18 protein-coding genes and 1 other RNA gene are annotated in these 22,921 nt (G+C 66.7%); 12 read left to right on the top strand and 7 right to left on the bottom strand.

Annotated features, from left to right (window positions below; translation table 11 throughout):
* The first annotated feature begins 158 nt into the window (after window positions 1-158).
* Window positions 159-2,150 carry a hypothetical protein gene (locus RSO68_RS03815; protein WP_315585504.1) on the top strand — a complete coding sequence of 664 codons (1,992 nt, stop codon included), beginning with the start codon at window positions 159-161 and terminating at the stop codon, window positions 2,148-2,150.
* A 344-nt stretch (window positions 2,151-2,494) separates the two neighbouring features.
* Entirely contained in the window at window positions 2,495-3,742 is a 1,248-nt protein-coding gene (locus RSO68_RS03810; RefSeq protein ID WP_089850954.1) for an ATP-grasp domain-containing protein, read from the top strand.
* Between the two features lie 129 nt (window positions 3,743-3,871).
* Here RSO68_RS03810 and RSO68_RS03805 read toward each other — a convergent pair whose 3' ends face one another.
* From RSO68_RS03805 to RSO68_RS03785, 5 genes are all read right to left on the bottom strand, one after another.
* Complete coding sequence (locus RSO68_RS03805) at window positions 3,872-4,327, bottom strand: CopD family protein (protein WP_089850956.1); 456 nt, start codon at window positions 4,325-4,327, stop codon at window positions 3,872-3,874.
* 148 nt (window positions 4,328-4,475) lie between these two features.
* Entirely contained in the window at window positions 4,476-4,754 is a 279-nt protein-coding gene (locus tag RSO68_RS03800; RefSeq protein WP_315585503.1) for a YqjK-like family protein, read from the bottom strand.
* Complete coding sequence (locus RSO68_RS03795; RefSeq protein ID WP_315585502.1) at window positions 4,741-5,136, bottom strand: phage holin family protein; 396 nt, start codon at window positions 5,134-5,136, stop codon at window positions 4,741-4,743. Before RSO68_RS03795 ends, RSO68_RS03800 begins: the two co-directional genes overlap by 14 nt.
* Entirely contained in the window at window positions 5,136-5,468 is a 333-nt protein-coding gene (locus RSO68_RS03790) for a DUF883 family protein (RefSeq protein WP_315585501.1), read from the bottom strand. The genes RSO68_RS03795 and RSO68_RS03790 overlap by 1 nt, the downstream gene beginning before the upstream one ends.
* Window positions 5,469-5,603: 135 nt before the next feature.
* Window positions 5,604-6,644, bottom strand: a complete 1,041-nt coding sequence (locus RSO68_RS03785; protein WP_315585500.1) for a phospholipase A — start codon at window positions 6,642-6,644, stop codon at window positions 5,604-5,606.
* Window positions 6,645-6,791: 147 nt separating this feature from the next.
* On the opposite strand from RSO68_RS03785, the gene mscK reads away from it, so the two are divergent.
* The gene (mscK, locus tag RSO68_RS03780) at window positions 6,792-10,244 is read left to right on the top strand and encodes a mechanosensitive channel MscK (protein WP_315585499.1); all 3,453 of its coding nucleotides are present in this window, start codon (window positions 6,792-6,794) and stop codon (window positions 10,242-10,244) included.
* 35 nt (window positions 10,245-10,279) lie between these two features.
* Here the strand turns inward: mscK and RSO68_RS03775 are convergent, their stop codons facing one another.
* Entirely contained in the window at window positions 10,280-11,044 is a 765-nt protein-coding gene (locus RSO68_RS03775) for a TlyA family RNA methyltransferase (RefSeq protein WP_315585498.1), read from the bottom strand.
* A gap of 187 nt (window positions 11,045-11,231) precedes the next feature.
* Complete coding sequence (locus RSO68_RS03770; protein ID WP_315585497.1) at window positions 11,232-13,274, bottom strand: hypothetical protein; 2,043 nt, start codon at window positions 13,272-13,274, stop codon at window positions 11,232-11,234.
* A gap of 183 nt (window positions 13,275-13,457) precedes the next feature.
* On the opposite strand from RSO68_RS03770, the gene ffs reads away from it, so the two are divergent.
* The 9 genes from ffs to RSO68_RS03725 all read left to right on the top strand — a co-directional run bounded on the left by ffs (window position 13,458) and on the right by RSO68_RS03725 (window position 22,865).
* Window positions 13,458-13,554, top strand: an RNA gene (gene ffs, locus RSO68_RS03765) — signal recognition particle sRNA small type.
* Between the two features lie 294 nt (window positions 13,555-13,848).
* Window positions 13,849-14,613: a tellurite resistance TerB family protein gene (locus tag RSO68_RS03760; RefSeq protein ID WP_315585496.1), complete on the top strand. Its 765-nt coding sequence runs from the start codon at window positions 13,849-13,851 to the stop codon at window positions 14,611-14,613.
* A 96-nt stretch (window positions 14,614-14,709) separates the two neighbouring features.
* A complete protein-coding gene (locus tag RSO68_RS03755) occupies window positions 14,710-15,786 on the top strand; it encodes a histone deacetylase family protein (RefSeq protein ID WP_089850337.1) in 1,077 nt (358 codons plus the stop codon).
* A gap of 141 nt (window positions 15,787-15,927) precedes the next feature.
* Window positions 15,928-18,198 (top strand): putative bifunctional diguanylate cyclase/phosphodiesterase, encoded by a 2,271-nt coding sequence (locus RSO68_RS03750; protein ID WP_315585495.1) that lies wholly within the window; start codon window positions 15,928-15,930, stop codon window positions 18,196-18,198.
* 145 nt (window positions 18,199-18,343) lie between these two features.
* Complete coding sequence (dnaX, locus tag RSO68_RS03745; RefSeq protein WP_315585494.1) at window positions 18,344-20,401, top strand: DNA polymerase III subunit gamma/tau; 2,058 nt, start codon at window positions 18,344-18,346, stop codon at window positions 20,399-20,401.
* Window positions 20,402-20,446: 45 nt separating this feature from the next.
* The gene (locus RSO68_RS03740; protein WP_089850343.1) at window positions 20,447-20,773 is read left to right on the top strand and encodes a YbaB/EbfC family nucleoid-associated protein; all 327 of its coding nucleotides are present in this window, start codon (window positions 20,447-20,449) and stop codon (window positions 20,771-20,773) included.
* Between the two features lie 22 nt (window positions 20,774-20,795).
* Window positions 20,796-21,401: a recombination mediator RecR gene (recR, locus tag RSO68_RS03735; protein ID WP_089850345.1), complete on the top strand. Its 606-nt coding sequence runs from the start codon at window positions 20,796-20,798 to the stop codon at window positions 21,399-21,401.
* A gap of 28 nt (window positions 21,402-21,429) precedes the next feature.
* Window positions 21,430-22,557: a ribonuclease D gene (gene rnd, locus RSO68_RS03730; protein ID WP_315585493.1), complete on the top strand. Its 1,128-nt coding sequence runs from the start codon at window positions 21,430-21,432 to the stop codon at window positions 22,555-22,557.
* On the top strand, window positions 22,554-22,865 hold the full coding sequence (locus RSO68_RS03725) for a YcgL domain-containing protein (protein WP_315585492.1): 312 nt from the start codon (window positions 22,554-22,556) through the stop codon (window positions 22,863-22,865). The genes rnd and RSO68_RS03725 overlap by 4 nt, the downstream gene beginning before the upstream one ends.
* Window positions 22,866-22,921: the final 56 nt, after the last annotated feature.

Genomic DNA, 22,921 nt, shown 5'->3' with positions numbered 1-22,921 from the left:
ACGGAAAGCCTGTCGTCGGACGCCGTCGCCACGAAACAGCGGGGCTGGCAAATACCCAGGGAGTCGCCGTCCCGGGTTCGCCTCAGGTGACCGTTAACCTGGCTCAGGGGCTCCCTCGCGCGTTTGACATGTCTCGAGGGAGGATTGACAGTGGATGCATGAGCCATGGTACCCACAGCTTCGATCCCCACGACGATCATTCGTCGGTTGCCCTATCCGTCGAGCAGCTCGACGCTGCTATCGAGCGGCTCGCCGCCGCCAATGCCGTGGCGGGTGTCTCGCCCGTGTTCGAGGTCCTGGAGCCGGCACGCGCCTTGATGTTCGACGAGGCGGGGATGGAAGCCCTCTATGCGCGGATACCGGCACTCGAGGCCGCCGGGTTCTTCCGTGGCAGCGATTGGGATTATCCCCAGACGCTGGTGCCATCCCTTGCTGTCAGAACGGTTCGCCATGGTGACCCGGTCGCCGCCCTGGTGGAGAGCCTGAGCCAGGTCCGCCTGCTGGCGGTGGCCAGCGGCGACTTCAGCCATCCCTCCATCTCGGCAGAGCACGCCCATCACTTCCTCGCCCAGGTGATGGCCATGAACCTTGATCTCGTGGTCAGTGATCTTCAGGAGAGCGACCGCCTGCGGCCCGACGGGCTGGGCATCGTGGTCCAGAATCTCTATCACTTCCTGCTGCGTCATCTGGGCTACGAAAACCTGCTGGAGCATCTGGTCGCCGAGGTGTGGCGAGTGCTGGCGCAACGCCCGGTTCAGGTCGACGGCGTCAAGCATATGGTGACGCAGATCGCCGCCTGCCTGCACAAACCCGACGCGATGATGGGAGACGTCGGGGATGATGCGCTGCGACTGATCAATGCCGTGTTTAGCCCCACCGAGGGCTGCCGCGAGGATCCCGGCTTCGATCTCTATGCCGAGCGATTGGCGGCCATGGATGAGGCCTCTCTGCTGCAGGAGGCCATAGCCTTTGCCCAGGCGATGCACGGCACCGGCCTGGTGTCGCCCTACATGCCGGGCTTCATACGTTTTCTGCGGACCCGGTGGAATGCCTTGATTCCTACGGCGCTGGGCCTCAGCTACACCGGCGCAGACGCCTTCCACTGCTATCCGTCCTTGATCCACACCCTGATCGACCAAGCTCTGTTCGCCGAAACCAGTCAGGCGGTCTATGGCCTCGCCATGATGCTCGAGCGGGGCATCCTGTATGCGCCGCCGGTGGCTCCATCGCTGTGGCGGCAGGTGCGGTTGAGCCTGTGTGACGCGGCGGCCGAGAAGATCGTCAGCGTCTTCGGTAGCCGGCGCTCACCGGAATGCTTCCTGCTGGCGGATGTTCTCAACGTCCTTGGCCATCCCCTTGGCGTGGGGCAGGGCAACTATCCTACCTGCCAGTCCACACGCGCCCTTTCCATGTGGGCCTACAGTGCGCCGGCCGATCTGCTGCGCACCCTCGCCTGGGCGGCGCGCGATGATGAGATCGTGATGCGTTTCGAGGGCGAGCCTATTTCCTCGCGGGAACTCGACGCCGGCCTGGCGAGTGAGCCGCCCGTTGATGTGGATGCCGTTTCATTGCTGACCGTTCCGCACCTCGACCGCATCTATTTCGAGATGGGACGTCGCAGTGCCGGTCGTGGAGAGGACCCGCACAAGTGGGTCAATGCCGAGTTCCACGGAGAACAGGTCGGCCATGGGTTCTGCATCGCCGTCGACGTCTTTACGGGTGGCTTGAAGGATTTTGAGGGATTCATCCGAAATTTCTACGCCACGTATCATCCGTATTACAATGGCGATATACCGGTCATTAATCCTCAGCCAGCAGGAATCGCCGTGACCGATAGTGCCACGCGTTTTCTCGGCTGGCATGCCATCACGATTCAGCGTCTCGCCCTCGATCCTGGCGGGATAATGCGGGTATATTTCTTCAATCCCAACAATGACAGCGGTCAGGACTGGGGGCAGGGAATCATCACCTCAACCCAGGGAAACGGCGAGCTATATGGAGAGGCATCGCTACCCGTTGACCAGTTCGCGTCGCGGCTCTACGTCTTCCACTACGACCCGCTGGAGAAGGGTGATCCTGAATGCGTGCCGGCGGAGGAAGTGCAAGGCGCCATGCGACTGGCCCATGCCAGCTGGGCGTCAGGCCGCTAGTGCGGCATTGCGATAATTCGTTGCCGAGAACTCATTAATTTAGAGTTTATTGACTCCGTTTCCTATTCGATAGCAGAGCCGCTACACTGGGTTTGAGAACAAGATTCAAGTGCACAGGCGGATCTTGTCGAGCCTTTTCGCATCACACCGCACATGCTGCCGGGTGGCCTGGTTTTCGTTAAATATTACTTCCTGGCGGCTTGATTTATAGAGCATGTTTTATAGAGCATGCGCTCAGCTCCGAGTGCTAGCTTTTCCTAAAACCACAAGGAGAATGTCGAATGACGATGCCAGCAACAGAAACTGAACTGCCCCCGGAAGTTGCCGCTTGGACCGATCCTTCGATGGACTCTGTTCGCGGAACGGAAACGCCCAAGGATCCGAATAAGGGTTACATCGCCCTGCTGGGTTGGAGCGTCAATGCCATCAAGGCGGCACAGCAGTTTGATCGTCGCTATGTGGTTGTTGCGCCCGAGTGGGCCGAGGATTTCTGCACGGCTAACAAGATTCCGTTCATTGCCTGGGATTTCATCCGCCTGAACGATCGTTCGATGGAGATTGCCGAAAAACTCAAGGAGGAGGGCGTTGATGTCGCCATCCCCCTCTTCGAGGAAACCGTCGAATGGTCAGGCGCGATCAATTCCGTGCTGATGGACAGCCCCCGTATGTACGGACAGTCCATCCTGTTCCGTGACAAGGCGTTGATGAAACGCCGCGCCCAGCTGGGTGGCATTCGCGTGGGGATCTTCGAGGAGGCCCACGAGAAGGAGGACGTCGTTCGCTTCATGAAGCGCGTCAACCAGACGCTGCTCAAGCTCGACGGTGATCCAGACGACCCGATCCACGTAAAGGCTTTCGACAAGGCAGGTTGTCTCGGCCATCGAATGATCCGCACGATGGAAGAGATCGAGCATATCCCGGATGAAGAGTATCCGTTGCTGATGGAGAGTCACCTGGACGGTTGGGAATTTGCCGTCGAGGCCTGGATCCACGATGGCAAGATCCAGTTCCTCAACATCTCCGAATACGTAACACTGGGCTACTCGGTCTTCGTTCCTGCCACCAGGGAGCTCGAGAGCTGGCGCGATGCCATCACCAAGCAGATCGAGAAGCTGATCAAGACGTTCGACATCCAGTTCGGTCTGATTCACCCGGAGTATTTCGTGACCGCCGATGGCGAGATGTACTTCGGTGAAGTCGCCTATCGCCCACCCGGGTTCAAGGCCTTCGAACTCATCGAGCGTGCCTACGGTTTCAATGCCTATCAGGCATCGATGGTCGTGTTTGACCCCAAGAGCACCAAGGAGGAGGTCGCCAACTTCTTCCCGCGCGAAGTGGTCGACGCCAAGGGCTATGCGGGTTGCTTCGGCGTGTATCCGCGTCGTCGTGTCGTCAGCAAGCTGGAGATGCCCAAGGAAACCACCGAGCATCCGTATTTCGATTCTCACGAACTGGTTGCGCCGACCGAGGAGACGGTGCCGGATCGCTCAGCCTTCGGCACGCACTGGGGCCTGGTGTTCTTCTTCGGCGATGACCCGATCAAGATGCGCGATCTGCTCAAGGCCCAGGAAGACCTGGATTTCTATGTCTAACGTTGCAGTTCAGGCCGTCATCTAGCCGGCGGTAATATGGCGAAAGGCAGGGCTCAGGCCCTGCCTTTTGCGTGGGTATCCATCTCTTGCATGGATGCTTGCATTAGAGCTCACATACGAGCGTCTGCGTTATAGATAGCGACCACCGGAGGCAATAACGACCGTCGCCAGCCCCAATATCAGGTTGATGCCGATCAGCCGACGGATCCGGGCCAGCTGCTTTCCCCCGGCGGGCCAGTCCTCGCCGGCCACGGCCCGTCCCAGGCGCACCAACGGCGCGAACCAGATGTGCAGGAAGATCGCCATCATCGCGAGTCCCGTCACCAGCATCAGGTGAACATGCACGCCGGCACCGGCCATGCCGCCGAAGGTCCCGAAGAGCATCCAGAGCCCCGTCGCCAGCAGCACGATCACGCTGGCCCATACCCAGGGGAAGAAGCGCTGGAAGACGTGGTACCAGAGCGTCAGCCGCAGGGGTGGCTCGAGCAGCTCGCCGGCGACCCGGCGCAGGATCATCCAGGCGAAGAACATGCCGCCGACCCAGATCACGGCGGCGAGAAGGTGCAGGCTGATGGCAAGGGGCATGAGGGAGATCCTTTAGGGCCTGTAGTGGCTTTGATAGGGTCGAACTGGCCGGGGCCGTCAGGGCCTTCTCGAGGCCCCGTTTCGAGCATGGGGGTGGGGGAGGTCGCTCGCCTGGCGGCATCATCATAGGGATGGGCGGCGGTCTGACTCAGCGCAGCAGATCGCGAGCCTTCTTGGCAAACAGCGCACCGGTGGTCAGCCGGCGTGCCAGGCGCGCCGTGCCTCCGGGGTGGCGCAGCCCGCGATAGGCCAGCAGTCCGCCCGCCACGAGCAGCGGGGTCTTGAAGCGTGACAGCAGCTGCCAGCTCTGATCGAGAGTCTGTTCGGCCGTGCGCCAGCGGTGGGCGGCCACCAGCAAGTCGATGCGTTGCTGCTCGATGGCATGCTCGAGCTCGGCCCGGCGGGCTAGGCGTTCAGCGCGGTTCACGGCTCGCCTCCACCAGGTCGCGATCGGTGGCCAGGTGGCGAAGGGTGCCGGCCAGCAGAGTGCGGCGCCGAGCCAGCTGCATCACGCGCAAGGCCATCAGCAGCCCGCTGCCGAGCAGCACCACGGCGCTGGCGCCGATGGCGGCCAGGCGGTGGGTCTCCCAGAAGGCGACGATCACCACGGCGGTCAGGACGCCGATACCGAGCAGCAGCAGGATCAGGCTGAGGCCGGCCAGCAGCAGCAGGCCGAACAGGCGTGCACGCTCCTCCTCCAGTTCGAGCACGGCGAGACGCAGGCGCGTCTCGCCGGTGGCAAGCAGGCTGCCGAGCAGGCGCTTGCCGGCACCGAACAGCCGTTGAGCCGGTCCCTGGCTTGCCGCCATCAACGCCGCCCGATCAGCATGCCAACCACCACGCCCATGGCGGTGCCGATGCCGATGCTGGTCCAGGGATTATCATGGACGTAGCGGTCGCAGGCGTCGGCCTGCTGGGTCACATTGTCCCGCGCCTCGCCGTAGAGTCGCTCGCCGCGTGCCTCGAGGCGTTCTCGGGTGTCCTTCATCCGCTTCTCTGCGCGCTCGCGGAGCTCCTTGATGTTGCTTCGCGAGTCATCGGCCGTGGCATCGACCAGCTCCTCGATGGTCTGGGTGAGATGTTGCAGGTCGTCCTTGAGCTGCTGTGTGGATTCGCTGGTGCGCGAGTGTTGTTGGGCCATCGGGTCTTCCTTTGACGGTGAATGACAGGCTCAGCATAGCATCCAGCCGATTCACTTCAATCCACTCGGGCTCATGTCCGGGGCGCTTTCGTCGAGCCATCCACCCCGGCTATACGTTTCGAATCGGAAACCGGCTCAGCGCTCGAGGCCGCCATAGGAGAACAGGGGATTGAGGCTGAAGCCGAGACTCAGGCGATTGGTGCGCTCGTCATAGTCGATCAGGCTCTCGCCATAGCCATAGTAGTACTGCAGGTGGCCGCGAATGCTGCCGAACATCGGCCAGGAGTAGTCCAGCTGGGTGCCCAGGTTGCCGTCGCCGGGATTGCCGCGCAGCATCAGGCTCAGCTCGTTGTCATCGTTGACGCGCTTGGCCACGGTGATGTCGCCATAGCCGAGATACTTGTGGATGTCGGGGTTGTCGTCCTCGCCCTCGGATTCCGGGATGCGCCAGTGGGGCGCCAGCACCACGGTCCAGTCGTCGTTGGTGAAGGAGGACTGGAGGATCAGCCGGTTCCAGCTGCGCGACAACTCCCCGGAGCGGCCGTTGGACTGGTGGTTGAACGACAGGCGATTGTGGATGTTGGTCCAGCCCAGCAGCGAGGTGCTGTTATCGAAGTCGATGAACACCTCGGGCTCGTAATTGGTCTCGCGAAACGGCGAGGAGGCATCCGCATTGTAGGCCTGCCACCAGCTGCGCTGGGTATAGCCGAAGTGCAGGTCGCCGCCGACATCGCCGAAGAGATCCTCGACCAGGTTGAACTTGACGCTGAACTGGAACTTCATCTCCGCCCGGTCGGCGTCGCTATCATCGTTGACGTCGCGAAAGACGCCTTCGTTCGGCGTAGCGTTGTAGCTCAGCGGGAACCAGTAGTTGCGCTTGTGGGTGGTGATGGCGTAGGGGTTTTTGGCCGAGGCGCGCTCGAGCTGGCGGCGTTTGTCCACGGCCTCCTCGAGCTCCTGGCCGGTGTCGTCATCGGCGAGGACGGCGGTGGCGGATGGCGTGTTCTCGGGCGTCTGCAGCTGTTGGCGCAGCGCGCCCATCTCTGCCTCGAGTTCGGCGATGCGGGCTTCGATGGCCTGCCGCTCGACCTCGCTCAACGGTTCGGCGGCCAGGGTCGTGCCGCTCAGGCTCGCCATCAGCAGCGCAGCGCACAGGGGAAAACGGGCAGGCATCATGGTCAGGCACCTTGTGGAAGATCACGAGCGTTTCTATCACGCCAGTCCGGCAAGTCAACTGTGACCCCGGGGCGACAGGCGGTCATTGCCTTGCGGCTTCGGGGAGCCGAGAATCACGCGATGTCCCATCATACCCGAGGCTGCCCCTTGAACGCCTATTATCGTCTCGGCCGTCGGCGCGCTGCCGTTTGCTGCGGCCTGCTGCTCTTGCTGTGCCTGGTGGTGGGGCTTTGGGTGGCAACGCCCGCGCTGGCCCAGGAGGTCGTCCCGCCGGCCGGTGCCGACCAGCCGCTTCCCTCACGGGAAGAGGTCAAGGCACGTCTCGAGGATCGCCAGCTGGCCGAGGGCGAGACACCCGCCGAGGGCACCCAGCGTGAGATCGAGGCGCTGCGCGCTGCCCTCGAGGGTCTGGAGCGGCTGGCCGCGGTGAAAGAGCAGCTGGCCGAGCTCGAGGCGCGGGTCGAGCGGGCGCCGCAGGCCCTCCAGCGCATTCAGCAGGCGCTTGGCAAGATGGAGCGAGTCGATCGGCAGACCACCATCGAGGAGTTGGAGGAGCTCTCCCTCGAGGCGCTGGAGACGCGCCGCAAGAATGCCCAGGAAGCCCTGTCGTCGTCCCAGGACACGCTCGCCGAGGTCTCCTCTAGGCTGCTCAATGCCCAGACCCTGCCGGAGCGTGCCCAGCAGGCCATCGGCGAGGCGATGCAGCGGGTCGACGAGCGGCGTCGCCAACTGGAGGAGCTGGCCGGCGCCGAGGTGGCGGCGGATGCCCCCAGACGCTGGCAGCTGCGCATCGAACGCGCGCTGGCAGAACAGACCCTGGCGCTGCATCAGCGACAGCTGGAGACCAACAGTCGTCTGCGCGAGCTGGACCAGGAGCATCTCGACCTGCTCGAGCGCCAGGTGGCCAGCCAGGAGGCCCGGCTGACCATGCTCCAGGCGGCCCTCGATCGTCGCCGTCGCGAGCAGTCCGAGCAGGTCATCGCCGAGGCGGTCAGCGAGGAGGGGGAGGGCATCATCGGCCATCCTCTGGTGCGCCAGGCCCGGGAGATCAACCGCTCCATGAGCCTCGAGCTGCTGCGCGCCACCGATCGAGCCAATCGCCTGGTTCGCGAAAGTCTCGAGGTGCGTCGTCAGTTCGATCGGGTCCGCCAGCTTCAGCGCAACCTCAACGAGCAGATCGACGCCGTCCGCGGCAGCATGCTGCTGTCGCGTATCCTCCGCGAGCAGCGATTGACTCTGCCGCGGGTGGAGGAGCGGACTGGCCTTCAGGAGGAGATCGCCGACCTGCATCTCAAGCAGTTCGAGCTCGGCCGCCAGCGCGACCAGCTGCGCGAGGGCGAGAAGCTCGCGCGCCAGCGCATCGATGAAGCCGATGCCGAGGCCTCGCCGGCACTGGTCGAGTCGCTGCTCGATCTCTACCAGGCGCGTCGCGAGCTCGTTGATCAGCTGGAAAAGGCCTACGGCGAGATGCTCAGCGCGGCCATCGATCTGCAGCTTACCCAGCAGCAGCTGCTGGATACCAGCCAGGAGCTGCGCGCCACCATCGATGAGCAGCTGTTCTGGATCGCCAACACCCGCCCCTTGAGCCTGACCTGGCTGGGCAACCTGCCGGAGAATCTGGCCATGGAGTGGCGTGAGGGGGAGTGGCGAGCCTTGCTGCCGGCACACTGGCGGCTACCGAGCGCCCGGGCGCTGCTCGGCGTGCCGGTCCTGCTGGCGGCGCTGGGGCTGGTTGCCTGTCGCCATCGTTTCCGGGCGCGACTGTCACGGCTACACCAGGAGGTCGGTCATCTCAAGCGCGACTCCCAGGGGCATACGCCTCAGGCGGTGGCGCTAAACGCCCTGCTGGCTCTGCCCGGCCCGCTCTGCCTGCTGGCGGCCGGCATCGCGCTCCTGGCGGGCACCGGGGGCATCGGGCAGGGGATCGGCGAGGCGCTGCTGCACCTGGCCCTGGCCTGGGCCGTGCTCACCTGGGCCCGCAACCTGCTGACATCGCACGGGGTGGCCATCCGTCACTTTTACTGGTCTTCCGGCTATGCCGCCTCGCTTCGCAAATGGCTGCTGTGGCTGGGTGTGGCGCTGGTCCCGGTCCTACTGATTGCCCCGCTGGCTCGGGACGCGGCCGTCGCGCTGAATCAGCGTCCGTTGGGCCTGCTGCTGATGTTGAGCGGCCTGCTCGCCATGAGCCTGGTGCTGGCCAAGCTGATCCTGGCTCACGTGCCCTTCTTCGGGGTCAAGCTGTTCCGCCTGCTGCTGGGGCTTGCCATCGCGCTGGTGCCGCTGGCGATGGCGGGTCTGATCGTCTCCGGATACGAATACACCGCCCTGAGCCTGGTGGGGCGCTTCGTCATCTCGCTCTATCTGCTGGGCCTCTGGATCCTGGTGGAGGCCACGGTGATCCGCGGCCTGGCAGTGGCCGCACGGCGACTGGCCTACCGTCGTGCCCTGGCGCGGCGGCACGCCCAGGCTCAGGAGAGCGTCGAGGGCCTGGAGGTCGTCGAGGAGCCGCCGCTGGACATGGAACAGGTCAACCAGCAGTCGCTGCGCCTCTCCAGGCTGATCCTGGTGATCGGCTTCCTCCTGATGCTCTACCTGGTGTGGTCGGATCTGCTCTCGGTGTTTGGTTACCTCGAGCAGGTCACCCTGGTGTCGCCCGGCGAGGGAGAATCCCCCGAGGCGCTCGGCGACATGGTCTCGGTGGCCGACATCATCACCGCCCTGCTGGTGGTGGTGCTGACCATGACGATGGCGCGCAACCTGCCGGGCCTGCTCGAGGTGATGGTGCTCTCGCGGCTGGCGCTTAAGCAGGGCAGCGCCTATGCCATCAGCTCGCTGCTTGCCTATGCCATCGTCGGCGGCGGTGTGGTCGCGGCGCTGGGTACCCTGGGCGTCTCCTGGGACAAGTTGCAGTGGCTGGTGGCGGCGCTGAGCGTGGGGCTGGGGTTCGGCCTGCAGGAGATCTTCGCCAACTTCGTCTCGGGGCTGATCATCCTGTTCGAGCGGCCGGTGCGCATCGGCGACACCATCACCCTCGGCAACCTCACCGGTACGGTGAGCAAGATCCGTATCCGCGCCACCACGGTGACCGACTTCGATCGCAAGGAGATCATCATTCCCAACAAGACCTTCATCACCGACCAGCTGATCAACTGGTCGCTCTCCGACACCATCACCCGGGTGGTGCTCACCTACGGGGTTGCCTATGGCTCGGATCACCGCCTGGTGCACCGTCTGCTGAGCGAGGCGGCCGACGAGAACGCGCGGGTGCTGGCCGACCCCGAGCCCCAGGTGTTCTTCATGAGCTACGCCGAGAGCACCCTGGACTTCGAGCTGCGCATCTTCGTCAACAGCCTGGGCGACCGGCTGTTCGCCACCGACGAGATCAACTGCCGGGTGGGCGAGCTGTTCGCCGAGCATGGCATCGACATCGCCTTCAACCAGCTCGACGTCTGGCTGCACCGGGCCGACGGTCAGGCCAGCAGGGTCCAGAGTGTCTCACCGCGGCGGCCGACCGAGCCCAACCGCCCGGCACCGGGCGCGAAGGGCGACCCGGGCGAGTTCGATGCCGGCGGTGATGGGGGCGGCGACGCCGGGCGATGAGACCGAGGAAGGGGAGGGCGGAAAGCGCCGGGGCGTCAGCGTCGCACGGCGTGGAGCAGGAACTCCCGGTTGCCGTCGCCGCCGAGCAGCGGACTCGGCTGCCAGTGCAGGATCTCGAAGCCGAGCTCGGAACAGACCTCCCGGATGCGCGCTTCTACCTCGGCGAAGCGGCCTTGATCCACTACCAGGCCCCGCGCGTTGACGCCTCCCGGGCCCACCTCGAACTGCGGCTTGACCAGGCTCAGCAGCTCGCTTCCCGGCGGCAGCAGGGTGGCGAGCTCGGGCAGGATCAGCGTCTGTGAGATGAAAGAGACGTCCATCACCACAAGCTCCGGGCCGTCGCTCCCGAACGCCGCGAAGGCCGCCGCGAGGCGCGGGTCGCTCGCCATGGCGCGCGCGTTGAGCCCCTCCAGGCAGGTCACCCTGGGGTCGTGGCGCAGGCGAGCGTCGAGCTGGTCGTGCCCCACCTCCACCCCGATCACGTGACGGGCACCGAAGTGCAGGGCGCAGTCGGTGAAGCCCCCGGTGGACTGGCCGACATCGAGCACCGAGCGCCCCGCGAGCGACAGCCCGAGCGCCTCGATCAGCGCTTCGAGCTTGAGTCCGGCTCGGGAGGCATAGCGCTCCTCGGGATCGTCCTCCACCCTCAGGTCGGTCGTCTCCGGCAGCTTTTCGCCGGGCTTGGTCAGCGGCGCATCGCCCGTCGCCAGGCGCACGCGACCATGGCGGATCAACCGCTGGGCGCGGGTGCGGGAACGGGCCAGGCCCTGGGTGACGAGCAACTGATCGAGACGGGGCATGGCGGCTCCGGCGAGGCGTGAACGGGAGCGCCATTATGGCATATCGCGTCGCTTGCTCGAGAGGCAGGCGAGCGCGATGCCGGCAGGGAGGAGTTCCTCGGCACGATGCCCCCGCACCCAGGGTGTACGGGGGCATCGAGTCGGGCGGCTGTCGCGGTGGGCGGGGTCGTCGACCGAGCCTTTCGGTCTAGGGACCCTCGTCGGCCTGCTGGCCGACGGGGGGAAGCCGGTCGCTGCCCCAGCTGCGTTGGATATGGCCCGTTACCCGGTCCAGCTCTTCCTGGGTGATCTTCGCCAGTTCACCCCGCTCCAGGGGATCGTAGTGGTAGATGTAGAGGCGCGAGGCGAACTGCTCGAAGGGCAGCGAGGACTCGCCGAAGCGCTCACCCTGGTCTGCCGTGCTCACCTTGGTGCCATCGCCCCAGTCCTGGCCGCTGTCGTTGTTGGGGTTGAAGAAGTACACCCGCATGACGTCGTGAGGGTCGAGGGTGACCCGCAGGATGGTGATGGCGTGCCAGCCGATGAAGCGGGCGGCGCTGTCGGTCACGGCGATGCCCGCCGGCTGGGGGTGGATCAGCGGCTGATTGCCGTTGTAGTAGGGGTGATAGCTGGCATAGAAGTGGCGCAGGAAGTCGTCCAGCTCATGCAGCTTGCCGGTCGCCACGTCGACATTTATGCGAAAGCCCCGGCCCGACCACCAGCCGTGGAACTCCGGGTTGACCCAGCGGTGCGGGTCGCCTTCTCGGCCGATGCAGCGCCGGATCATTTCCGCATAGATGCGATCCAGGTGCGGCACCACGATCAGCGATACCGGATCGAGGTCCATGGGCAGCGACTGGGCCACCCCGGAGAGGCTCGCCATGGAGGAGAGCGGCATGCCCTCGAAATGGATGATGATGTCGTCGTCACGGGCCGCCCAGGTCACCATCTGCAGCAGGTAGTCCGGGTCGTTGTAGGCCCACATGGAGAGGGCGCGAGCCGACTGGCAGGTGGGATTGTTGCCCTGGCCCACGCCCAGCGGCAGACCCAGCATGCACAGCACGCCCTCCAGCAGCCGGGCGCGGGGCGAGACGGTCTCGCCGAAGGCCAGGTTGAGGCGCGCCTGGGACCACTCCGACAGGGAGAGCCCCAGCTGGCGCCACATGGCCGGGGCCACCGGCGGCTGGTAGAGGATGCCGCGCTCCAGCATCAGCGCCAGGCCATAGGCGGCCTGCGGGGTGGTCGGATAGATGCCCCCGCGGATCAGCGCATGGACCAGTTCGCGATAGCAGAGCAGGCAGTCGCGGCCGGTGGACGAGAGCCCCAGCGCTTCCGCCAGCAGGTGGTCGTTGTAGTCCAGCAGGTGGCGCAGCAGTACCGGATGATAGGCGGAGACCAGGCCGGTGTCGTGCATGGCGCGGGCGAAACCGGTGGCCTCGCCCTGAAGAGCCGGAGTGTCCATGCTCGACAGCCGTTCGCGGTATATCTCAAGGCCTGGGTCTTCCCGGCTGGCCCGGGTCGGGCCGAACAGCGAGCTGACCAGGCGGTCGGCGCCCTGGCCGCTGGCCCCCAGGTCGATGTCGGGGTTGGCCTGGCAGATGGCGATCTGGGTGATCATCTGCTTGACCGGCTCGACCTGGATGGGCCGCTGTTCGATGATTCGCCAGATCTCCTCAATCAAGCGGTCGATGATGTGTTCATAACCGATGCGCTCGGCCAGATGGCCGAACAGCTGTCGCGGCACCAGCGCCAGCTGTCCCTGGGACTCGCGTTCCGCCTCGCTGGGAGTGCCGAACAGCAGCCAGAGATTGATGGCCATCACCTGGGTCAGATAGTGGTGCGCCTGCTCCATCGAGATATGCGGATGCAGGAAGTCGCCCTTGGCCACGGCCAGCAGCCGCAGCTCGCTGAGCGCCTCGATCGCGACGGTATTGGGATCGGCGCTTTTCAGCGCATGAGGGGTGAGGGAGGGCACGAGGTACTGGGGTGTCTCCCAGTCGGACCCGCGAAAGGCGCCGGCCTCCTCGAAAGCGCGGGCTCGCTGCTCGATGGCGTCGCAGCCGCCGTCTTGCAGCATCACCTGCCGGGCGATATCGAGAAGGTCTGGGAGCATGCCCGCTTTGGCGTTGTCGCTTGCGTCGTTGAACAGGCTGACGGTGTCATCGAACTTCTTGAGCAGGCCGGCGAGCTCGTCGCTGGCTCTCGGTACATCGCTGAGGGGGCTGTCTGTCGTGTCACGTGGGTTCGTCACACGAACTCCTTGTCGTCAGGTGTCATGGACTCTATGACGCCTGCATTGGACGTAGAAATCAAGCACCCGATTCCCGCATCGACCCTTGTTGCCGGGAGGGCACATTGGTATAGTGCGCCCCGGTCGACGAGGGTCTGTCCCGCGTTGGTCGTGGCGTCTTGGAGACGCATGCTGTGGTGGCCCCGTTGGTCCTCCCGCAACGCTATATCGCAAATCCCGCCAGGCCCGGAAGGGAGCAACGGTAGTGATGGACGCGTGTGCCGGGATGTGGCTTTCGGGGCCGCCTCTCTTTATTTATGGCCTTTGTCGCTCCTCTAGCGTGATCTTGCCCGGCTCGCCTGATGCCTTCCCCCGGCGGTCGCACTCCGCTTTATCTTCTCCCGCTGCTCGCTCGCTTCCTCGGCGTTCACTACCACCCGCCGGTGGGTCTGCGCGTGTCCGCTATTCCGGGGTCGCAGCGCGTCTTGCCGGCGTGATGTCGCGCATGATGCCGCCGGTAAAAGAGCCGGCCGGACGCGAAACCTAATGCGAGTCTGTTTATCGAAGCAACTGATGTCTTCATAAGGAGCGCGACATGAACGCCAAGAGCATTCTCGAGCAGGTCATGAAACAGGCCGGCAGCGGCCAGAGCGGTACAGGTGGCCTGGACGTTCAGGGCCTGGTGAACCGAGTGTCTTCCTCCCTCGGCGGGAACAGCGCTCGTGGCGATTCACAGAGCGCCAGTGGCGGGGCACAGAGCGCCGGTGGCGGGTCTCAGGGCAGCGGCGTCGACATCAAGAGCCTGCTCGGCGGCGGAGCCCTGGGATTGTTGGTGGGCTCCAAGCGCGGGCGCAAGATGGGCGGCAAGGCGCTGAAGTATGGCGCCATCGCCGGCGTCGGCGCGCTGGCCTGGAAGGCGTGGCAGAACTCGCGTGGCGATCGTGGTGGAGAGGGTGGCGGCGAAGAGGCCAAGGAGGGTCGCCCCATGGAGCGCCTCGAGGGCGCTTCTCAGGAGCAACGCAGCCTGGAGCTGCTGCAGGCCGTGATCATGGCGGCGCGTGCCGATGGCCACATCGACGACCGCGAGCGCGCCCTGCTGACCGAACAGATCGATGCCATGGGCGCCGACGCCGAACTGCACGACTGGGTGGAGCAACAGCTCGCCGCGCCGCTGGATGCCGAGGCCCTGGCCCGCCAGGCGGATTCGCCTCAGGCGGCGCGGGAGATGTACCTGGTCAGCGTGGCGGTAATCGATGAGCAGAACCCCATGGAGCGCGCCTGGCTCGATCAGCTGAGTGGCGCCTTGGGGCTGGACGACGGCATGAGGCAGGAGCTCGAGCGCCAGGCGCTGGGGGCCTGAGCCAGGCACCGCCACATTGTCCGTCGCCCCGCGGCCTGTCATCTTACCGTTCATCACCTTGATGTTAACCCTGGCCGACGAGGATGCCCGATCGCGATGCTGACCTTTCACAGTGAACGCACCAAATGGCGTCGCGCCCGCACCGAGCTTGACGGCGGACAGCTCGTGACGCCCTACGAATGCCCCGAGCGGGTCGATCTGGTGCTCAAGTACGTGCTCGAAAGCGGCCTTGGCGAGGTGCGCGCGCCGGCCGAGCACGGCCTCGATCCGGTACTGGCAATTCACGATGCCGGCTATGTCGACTTCCTTGAACGCTGTTGGGCGGACTGGGTTGCCGCCGGTCGACGGGGCGAGGCGATCGCCTGGGTCTGGCCGACTCGCACCATGCCGGGACGCGTCATCCCCGATCACATCGACGGCCGGCTCGGCCACTACGCCCTGGGGGCGGACACTTCGATCTGCGAGGGCACCTTCGAGGCGGCCATGGCCAGCAAGGACGTGGCGCTCTCGGCGGTGGATCACGTGCTGGCCAGCGGCGAGCCGGCCTTCGGGCTGTGCCGCCCGCCCGGACACCATGCCGCCACCGATCAGTTCGGCGGCTACTGCTTCTTCAACAACGCCGCCATTGCCGCCCAGCGGGCCCTGGACGCCGGCCGCTCGCGGGTCGCGGTGCTGGACATCGACTTCCACCACGGCAACGGCACCCAGCAAATCTTCTACGCCCGCGACGACGTGCTCTTCCTCTCCCTGCACGGCGATCCCCGCCACTGCTTCCCGCACTTCCTCGGCCACGCCGACGAGACCGGCGAGGGCCCCGGCGAAGGCTTCACCGTCAACCATCCCCTGGCGCCGGGCACCGGCTATGCCGCCTGGGCCGAGGCGCTGGAGGAGGCCAAGGCGCGCATCGTCGATGCGGGCTGTGAGCTGCTGGTGGTTTCGCTGGGCGTCGATGCCTTCGAGCACGATCCCATCAGCGCCTTCACGCTCTCAAGCGACGACTTCACCGACGTGGGTCGGCGATTGGGTAGGCTTGGGCTGCCCACGGTCTTCCTGCTCGAGGGCGGCTATGCCGTGGAGGAGATCGGCATCAATGTGGTCAACGTGCTGAGCGGCTTCGAGCAGCTGCGAGTCGATCCTTGCGCCGAGGCGTCTCCAGCGACTTGGCGTTTATGAGGCCTGGGGCCACACTGAAGGGCGAGAGCGCCGCCACCGAGGACGAACCATGAAGGATGCTCCGGCAGGGCCCGACGGCGTCGGGGTCTGGCGCGCTGCGCTGATCGGGTTCGCCGCAGCATCCGCGGGGAGTCATCTAGGATGATGAAGCGCGCCCGGCGACGCATCGTCGCGCTGGCGACGCTCGGCATCCTCGTCACCGGGGCGCTGGTCGGGCTTTCCACGGCCTGGCCGCTCTACCAGGCCCATCGCCAGGGGCTCGAGACGATTACCCTGGTGAGCGCCTCGGCCCAGGCGGAGACCCTCGACCACCTGCTGGCGCGCTATCGGGACGTGGCCCGCCAGATCGCCAGTCGCACCGAGCTGCGTCGCCGCCTGGAGGACCTCGTGGAGGGGGCTGCCGCAAGCCGCGATGAGCGGGGCGCCCTGTCGGCCTTCATGGCGCCGCGCCTCGTGGACGCCATGCTGCCGTCCCCGGATCTCGTGGGCCTGGTCCGGCTGGGCCCGGCGGGCGAGCCGCTGGTGACCATCGGCCGGGTGCCCGAATCGCTTCCGGCGACCGACGCGACCGCCGTGGATGGTCAGGCACGCCTGGTGCCCGCCGAGGAGGGTGTGCTCGTCGAGGTGACGACGCCGGTGCTCTCCCTGGAAGGCCGTCCCCTCGGCACCGACCTGCTCTATTTCGGCCCGCAGGGCATCGCCGGGATGCTCGACGATGCCGGTCGCTTCGGTAAGGGCGCCCGACAGTGGCTGCTGGCGCCACCCGGCCAGGCCCTGCTGGCCGCGGATCCCCAGGGCGCGCTGGTCATGGCCGAGCCCGATGGGCGGCTCGCCGGACGCCTTCGCGAGGCGCTGGCGACCGATCGGGCGGGGCTTTTTCGCGACGATGATGGGGCCGAGGCGGCGGTGCTGGTGCAGGTGCCGCTGGTCACGCCTGGCTGGACGCTGTTGGTGCAGATTCCCGCCCGCGGCTTCTATGGCGTGGTCTACCAAGAGCTGCTTTGGCCGGCCACCATGGTGCTGGTGCTGATGGGGCTCGGGGCCCTGGCCACGGCACGAGTGATCAGCCCGCTGCTGTCGCGCATCACCGATCAGGCCGGCCGGCTCAAGCGGTCGGCCAACTTCGATTCGCTGACCGGCCTGCCCAATCGCGCCTATCTCAACCATCGACTCGCCCTGGCGCTGGAACGCGCCGAGGAAGACCAGGGCTCCCTGGCGGTGTTGTTCCTCGATCTGGACCACTTCAAGGACATCAACGACAGCCTCGGGCACCCGCTGGGTGACCGGTTGCTGCAGGCAGTCGGTCGGCGCCTGGGGCGGGCCGTGCGCGACGATGACTCCCTGGGGCGCCTGGGTGGAGACGAATTCGTGCTGGTGCTGGAGCGCCTGCACGAGCACGCCGATGCCGGACGGGTGGCGCAGAAGCTGATCGATGCCCTGCTGCAGCCATTCACCGTCGACCAGCATGAGATCTTCATCGGCGCCTCCATCGGCATCAGCGTCTATCCCCGCGATGGTCGCAGCGCCGGCGAGCTGATCCAGCGCGCCGATACCGCCATGTACGGTGCCAAGGCGCTCAAGCGCAATACCTGGATGTTCTTCGCGCCGGAGCTGGCCGCGGCCAGCCGCGAACGCTTCACCATGGATACCGGCCTGCGTCGGGCCCTGGATCGCCAGGAACTGGTGCTGCACTACCAGCCCCAGGCGCGGGTCGACGGCAGCCGGGTGTTCGGGGCCGAGGCGCTGGTGCGCTGGACGACCCCGGAGGGCGAGGTGATCGGGCCGGGACGCTTCATCGCCCTGGCGGAGGAGGCCGGGTTGATCCATACCATCGGTCGCTGGGTGTTGGGCGAGGCCTGTCGCCAGGCGCGTGAATGGGAGCTTGCCGGGCTGCCCCTGCGCGTCGCGGTCAACCTGTCGGGGCTGCAGGTGGTGCAGGGGGACATCGTCGGCGACGTGCGTGAGGCGCTGGAACAGAGCGGGCTTTCGCCCTCGCGGCTGGAACTGGAGATCACCGAGGGGTTCGTTATCGGCCATGCCGACGAAGGGCTGGAGCGGCTGAACGGGCTGCGTCGCCTGGGCATCGAGCTGGCCGTGGACGATTTCGGTACCGGCTACTCCTCGCTCTCCTATCTCAAGCGCCTTCCGGTGCAGTGCCTGAAGATCGACCGCTCCTTCATCACCGACGTGCCCGGCGACCCCGACGACGAGACGATCGTCGCTGCCATCCTCTCGATCGCCGACCGTCTGGGGCTCGACGTGATCGCCGAAGGCGTGGAGAACGCGACTCAGCTCGATTTCCTTCGCTCGCTGGGCTGTCCCGCCTATCAGGGCGATTACCTGAGCCCGCCGCTGACGGCCGCGGAGTTCACCGAGCGCTGGGGCGCAGGAGGACTGGCGCGGGAGGCCTGAACCGGGCGCCGCTTTCCGCCAGGCGCCCCGGTCGATAGAATGAACGTTTTCCGCCGAGCATCGGGCTCGATCCATCGAGGCACCCAACCGCTCGGCGCCCCATCACCCAGCTGCTGTTCGCTTTACCGCAAGGATCCCGCGCTGCATGAGCTATCAGGTTCTGGCCCGCAAGTGGCGACCGCGTACCTTCCATGAACTGGTCGGCCAGGAGCATGTCCAGCGCGCGCTGGTCAATGCCCTGGACCAGGGCCGGCTGCACCACGCCTATCTGTTCACCGGCACCCGTGGCGTGGGCAAGACCACCCTGGCGCGCATTCTGGCCAAGTGCCTGAACTGCACGGCGAACGGCCGCGGTGACGACGGCGTGACCTCCACCCCCTGTGGCGAGTGCGACAGCTGCCGGTCCATCGACGAGGGACGCTTCGTCGACCTGATCGAGGTCGATGCCGCCTCGCGCACCAAGGTCGAGGACACTCGCGAGCTGCTCGATAACGTGCAGTACGCGCCGACCCAGGGTCGCTACAAGGTGTACCTCATCGATGAGGTGCACATGCTCTCCACCAGCAGCTTCAACGCGCTGCTCAAGACCCTGGAAGAGCCGCCGCCCCACGTGAAGTTCCTGCTGGCGACCACCGACCCGCAGAAGCTGCCGCCCACGGTGCTGTCGCGCTGCCTGCAGTTCACCCTCAAGCACATGGCGCCGGAGCGCATCGTCGGGCACCTGGCCTCGGTGCTCGAGGCCGAGCAGGTGAGCTTCGAGGAGAGCGCCCTGTGGCTGCTCGGCAAGGCCGCCGAGGGCTCCATGCGCGATGCCATGAGCCTCACCGACCAGGCCATCGCCTTCGGCCAGGGCGAGGTGCGCCACGCCGACGTGGCGGCCATGCTCGGCACCCTCGATCATCGCCACGTGCTGGCGCTGGTCGAGGCGCTGGCCGAGGTGGATGCCGCCCGGCTGCTCGGCGAGGTGGCCGCCCTGGCCGAGCAGGGCCCCGACTTCGCCGCGGTGCTCGATGACATCACCGGCGTGCTGCACCGGCTGGCCATCGCCCAGATGGTGCCCGACGCCGTGGACAACGGCCACGGTGACCGCGACGCCCTGCTTCAGCTGGCCGCGCGCTTCACCGCCGAGGATATCCAGCTCTTCTATCAGATCGGCATCCAGGGCCGCGGCGACATGGAGCATGCCCCGGACCTGCGCACCGCCCTGGAGATGACCCTGTTGCGCATGCTGGCGTTCCGGCCCCAGGGCGTGCCGCGGCCGGCGCAGACGCCGCTGCCGCTGCGCGGGCAGCCGAGCGGCGGTGGGGCGGGACCGGCTAGCGACCCGGGGAGCGATCCATCGCCTGGGCCCGAGGCGTCGCGCGCCTGCTCACCCCAGGCAATCCCATCCCAAGCGACCACCCCCCAGGCGGCCGAGCCGACCCAGGCGCCGTCGTCCGAGGCGGCTCATCCTGCGCCCGCCGCTCGAGCGCCCGAGCCGCCCCCCGCGCCGGCAGCGGTTGAAAAGGCTGTGCCGCCGGTCGAGGCCGCGCCTTCCGAGGGTGCGAAAGCGAGCCATCCGGCAGTCGACGCGCCACACGCCAGCGCGTCCGTTGCGGCGCCAGCGGAGAGTGCGTCTCAGGACGCGGCCGCGACGCTGCCGCCGGAGATCGCGTCGCCCGAGAATGAGTCGCCCGAGAATGAGTCGCCCGAGAATGAGTCGCCCGATAGGCCTGAACCGGTCCCGTCGAACGAGGCGACCGGTGAGCTCGAGCCGGCCGATCCTGCCGATGCGGCGGCCCCGGCCGCCCCGACCGGCCGCTTCGACCACGCCGACTGGCTGGCCCGCTTCGAGTCGCTGGGGCTCGGCGGGCTGACCCGCAACCTGGCGGCCCACTGCGTGATCGAGGCCGACGACGGCGCCCAGCTCACGATGCGCCTCGACCCCTCCCTGGAGGCGATGAACGCCGAGATCCACGTGACCCGCATCCGCCAGGCGCTGGCGGCCATCGGCGTCGAGCGTCGTCTGGTGCTCGAGCCCGGAGAATTGCCCCCGGAGGTCGAGACGCCCAGGCAGCAGGCCGAGCGCCTCGCCGCCCAGCGACACGCCGAGGCGATTGAAGCCTTGAACCGTGACCCCCATGTACAGAAGTTGCAGCAGGCCTTCGGCGCGCGCCTGATCGAATCCACGGTCAAGCCCGCCGGCGCCGAGGCGCGCGGCTGAGCCGCGGCCCCAGAACGATCACATCAACCACGAGAGGATTTCGCCATGATGAAGGGTGGAATGGGTAACATCATGAAGCAGGCCCAGGAGATGCAGGAGAAGATGCAGAAGGCCCAGGAGGAGGTCGCCAAGGCCGAGGTCCAGGGCGAGGCGGGCGCCGGCATGGTCAAGGTGACCATGAACGGCCGCCACGACGTGAGCAAGGTCGACCTCGACCCGAGCCTGATGGAAGAGGACAAGGAGCTCCTCGAGGATCTGCTGGCGGCCGCCGTGAACGACGCGGTGCGCAAGGTCGAGGCGGACTCCAAGACGCGCATGGAGGAGGCCACCGCCGGTCTCAACCTGCCGCCCGGCTTCAAGATGCCCTTCTGATCCAGGCCGAGACGGACCGACCATGAGCTTTTCCCCGCTGATCGAGAGACTGATGGAGTCGCTGCGGGTGCTGCCCGGTGTCGGCCCCAAGACCGCCCAGCGCATGGCCATGCATCTGCTCGAGCGCGACCGCGACGGCGGCCGGCGCCTGGTGGCGGCGCTGGACGTGGCGCTCGAGCGGGTCGGCTACTGCCGGCGCTGCCGCACCCTGACCGAGGAAGAGGTCTGCGGCATCTGCCAGAGCGCGCGGCGCGACGACGCCGTGCTCTGCGTGGTGGAGTCTCCCGCCGACCAGCTGGCCATCGAGGAGGCCGGCGGCTTTCGCGGTCGCTACTTCGTGCTGCACGGCCATCTCTCGCCGCTGGACGGCATCGGGCCCGAGGACATCGGACTCGACCAGCTCGAGGCGCGAATCGCCGAGGGAGGCGTGGAGGAGATCGTGCTGGCCACCAATCCCACGGTGGAAGGGGAGGCCACCGCCCACTACATCGCCGCCCAGCTCGCGCCACAGGGCGTCTCGCTCTCGCGGCTGGCCTACGGTGTGCCCATGGGCGGCGAGCTCGAGTACGTCGACGGTGGTACCCTGAGCCGCGCCTTTAACGGTCGCCTGCCCTTCCGGGGCGAGTGAGCCTTTTCCCCTGTTGTCGGAACCCTGCATGACCCTGAACCCCGAGATTCGATGGATCGATACCCCCGCCGCCCTGGACGCCGCCTGTGCCGAGGTGGCCAGGGCCGATGTCATCGCCCTGGACACCGAGTTCTTTCGCGAGAACACCTTTCACCCGGTGCCGGCGCTGATCCAGTTCGCCGCCGGCGGCCCGGCCTTCCTGGTCGATCCTCAGGAGGTGGCGTGCACCGAGGCCTTCCGTCGTCTGCTGGCCGAGGGGCCGTTGAAGCTGCTGCACGCCTCGAGCGAGGACCTCGAGGTCTTCGCCCACTGGGCCGAGGTACCCGTGGCGCCGTTGGTGGACACCCAGGTCGCCCAGTCGCTGCTCGGTGAGGTGCCCTCGATGGGCTACCAGAAGCTGGTGGCGCACTGGACCGGCGAGACACTGCCCAAGGACGAGACCCGCTCCAACTGGCTGCTGCGCCCGCTCTCCGAGTCCCAGCTGCGCTATGCGGCCCTGGACGTGGTCTTCCTGCTCGGGGTGTGGGAACAGCAGCGCGCCTCCCTCGAGCGCCTGGGCCGCATGGCCTGGGTCGAGGCCGACTGCGCCGCGCTGGTCGCCCAGACGACGCGCAGCGAGACCGCCGACGGCCAGTGGTACCTGCGTCATCGCCAGCTCTGGCGTCTCACGCCGCGTCAGGTGGAGGCCTATCGTCGCCTGACCATCTGGCGCGAGGGCGAGGCCCGGCGTCGTGACGTGCCGCGGGGCTGGCTGGTTCCTGACCGGCTGCTCTACGCCATCGCCGAGCAGCTGCCGGAAAATCGCTTCGAGCTGGCCCGCGTCGAGGACCTCAAGCCCGCGCTGATCAAGCGCGAGGGCGACGACCTGCTGAGGCTGGTGCGTGAGGCGCTGCAGGTCGACGAGGAGGCGCTGCCGCCGGCACCGCTCTCGCCGATGACGCCCGCGTTCAAGAAGCGTCTCAAGGCCCTGAAGGCGGTGGTCAATGCCGAGGCCGAGGCGTTGGGCGTGGCGCCTGAGGTGCTGCTCAAGCGACGCGAACTCGAAGCCCTGGTGAGCGCCGACCTTCGCGGAGAGCCGCTGCCCCTGCCCGGCGGCTGGCGCGGGGATCGCCTGGCGACGGGCCTGGCCGCGGCCCTCGAGGAGGCATCGCGATGAGCGACGACCGGATGCGCGGCGACAAGCTGCTGTGCGAGATCTTCAAGAGCGCGCGCAAGGAGGGAATGTACCTCTACGTGGACAAGCGCCAGGGGCTTGATGAGGTGCCCGAGGCGCTGCTGGAGCACTTCGGCAAGCCGATCTCCGCCATGACCCTGATCCTCACCCCGGAGAAGTCGCTGGGGCGGGCGCAGGCCGGTGATGTCATGGCCGCCATCCGCGAGAAGGGCTACTACCTGCAGATGCCGCCCGCCAAGGAGGACTATCTGCTCGACCTCTATCGCACCCCGACGGCGGCACGTTACTAGCCTCGCGCGGCATCGGGCGCGATAAACGAGTATCGCGCCCGATGCCGCGCGAAACC

The organism is Halomonas saccharevitans (assembly GCF_032333995.1).
In the GTDB taxonomy this organism is placed as follows: Bacteria; Pseudomonadota; Gammaproteobacteria; order Pseudomonadales; family Halomonadaceae; genus Halomonas; species Halomonas saccharevitans.
Note: the sequence above shows the minus strand (reverse complement) of the source record. Positions and strands in the feature narration are given on the sequence as shown.

Coding starts and splice junctions, on each gene's coding strand:
- RSO68_RS03815 (WP_315585504.1), top strand. CDS start 159: ATGAGCCATGGTACCCACAGCTTCGATCCCCACGACGATCATTCGTCG.
- RSO68_RS03810 (WP_089850954.1), top strand. CDS start 2,495: ATGGACTCTGTTCGCGGAACGGAAACGCCCAAGGATCCGAATAAGGGT.
- RSO68_RS03805 (WP_089850956.1), bottom strand. CDS start 4,327: ATGCCCCTTGCCATCAGCCTGCACCTTCTCGCCGCCGTGATCTGGGTC.
- RSO68_RS03795 (WP_315585502.1), bottom strand. CDS start 5,136: ATGGCGGCAAGCCAGGGACCGGCTCAACGGCTGTTCGGTGCCGGCAAG.
- RSO68_RS03790 (WP_315585501.1), bottom strand. CDS start 5,468: ATGGCCCAACAACACTCGCGCACCAGCGAATCCACACAGCAGCTCAAG.
- RSO68_RS03785 (WP_315585500.1), bottom strand. CDS start 6,644: ATGATGCCTGCCCGTTTTCCCCTGTGCGCTGCGCTGCTGATGGCGAGC.
- RSO68_RS03775 (WP_315585498.1), bottom strand. CDS start 11,044: ATGCCCCGTCTCGATCAGTTGCTCGTCACCCAGGGCCTGGCCCGTTCC.
- RSO68_RS03760 (WP_315585496.1), top strand. CDS start 13,849: ATGAACGCCAAGAGCATTCTCGAGCAGGTCATGAAACAGGCCGGCAGC.
- RSO68_RS03755 (WP_089850337.1), top strand. CDS start 14,710: ATGCTGACCTTTCACAGTGAACGCACCAAATGGCGTCGCGCCCGCACC.
- RSO68_RS03750 (WP_315585495.1), top strand. CDS start 15,928: ATGATGAAGCGCGCCCGGCGACGCATCGTCGCGCTGGCGACGCTCGGC.
- dnaX (WP_315585494.1), top strand. CDS start 18,344: ATGAGCTATCAGGTTCTGGCCCGCAAGTGGCGACCGCGTACCTTCCAT.
- RSO68_RS03740 (WP_089850343.1), top strand. CDS start 20,447: ATGATGAAGGGTGGAATGGGTAACATCATGAAGCAGGCCCAGGAGATG.
- recR (WP_089850345.1), top strand. CDS start 20,796: ATGAGCTTTTCCCCGCTGATCGAGAGACTGATGGAGTCGCTGCGGGTG.
- rnd (WP_315585493.1), top strand. CDS start 21,430: ATGACCCTGAACCCCGAGATTCGATGGATCGATACCCCCGCCGCCCTG.
- RSO68_RS03725 (WP_315585492.1), top strand. CDS start 22,554: ATGAGCGACGACCGGATGCGCGGCGACAAGCTGCTGTGCGAGATCTTC.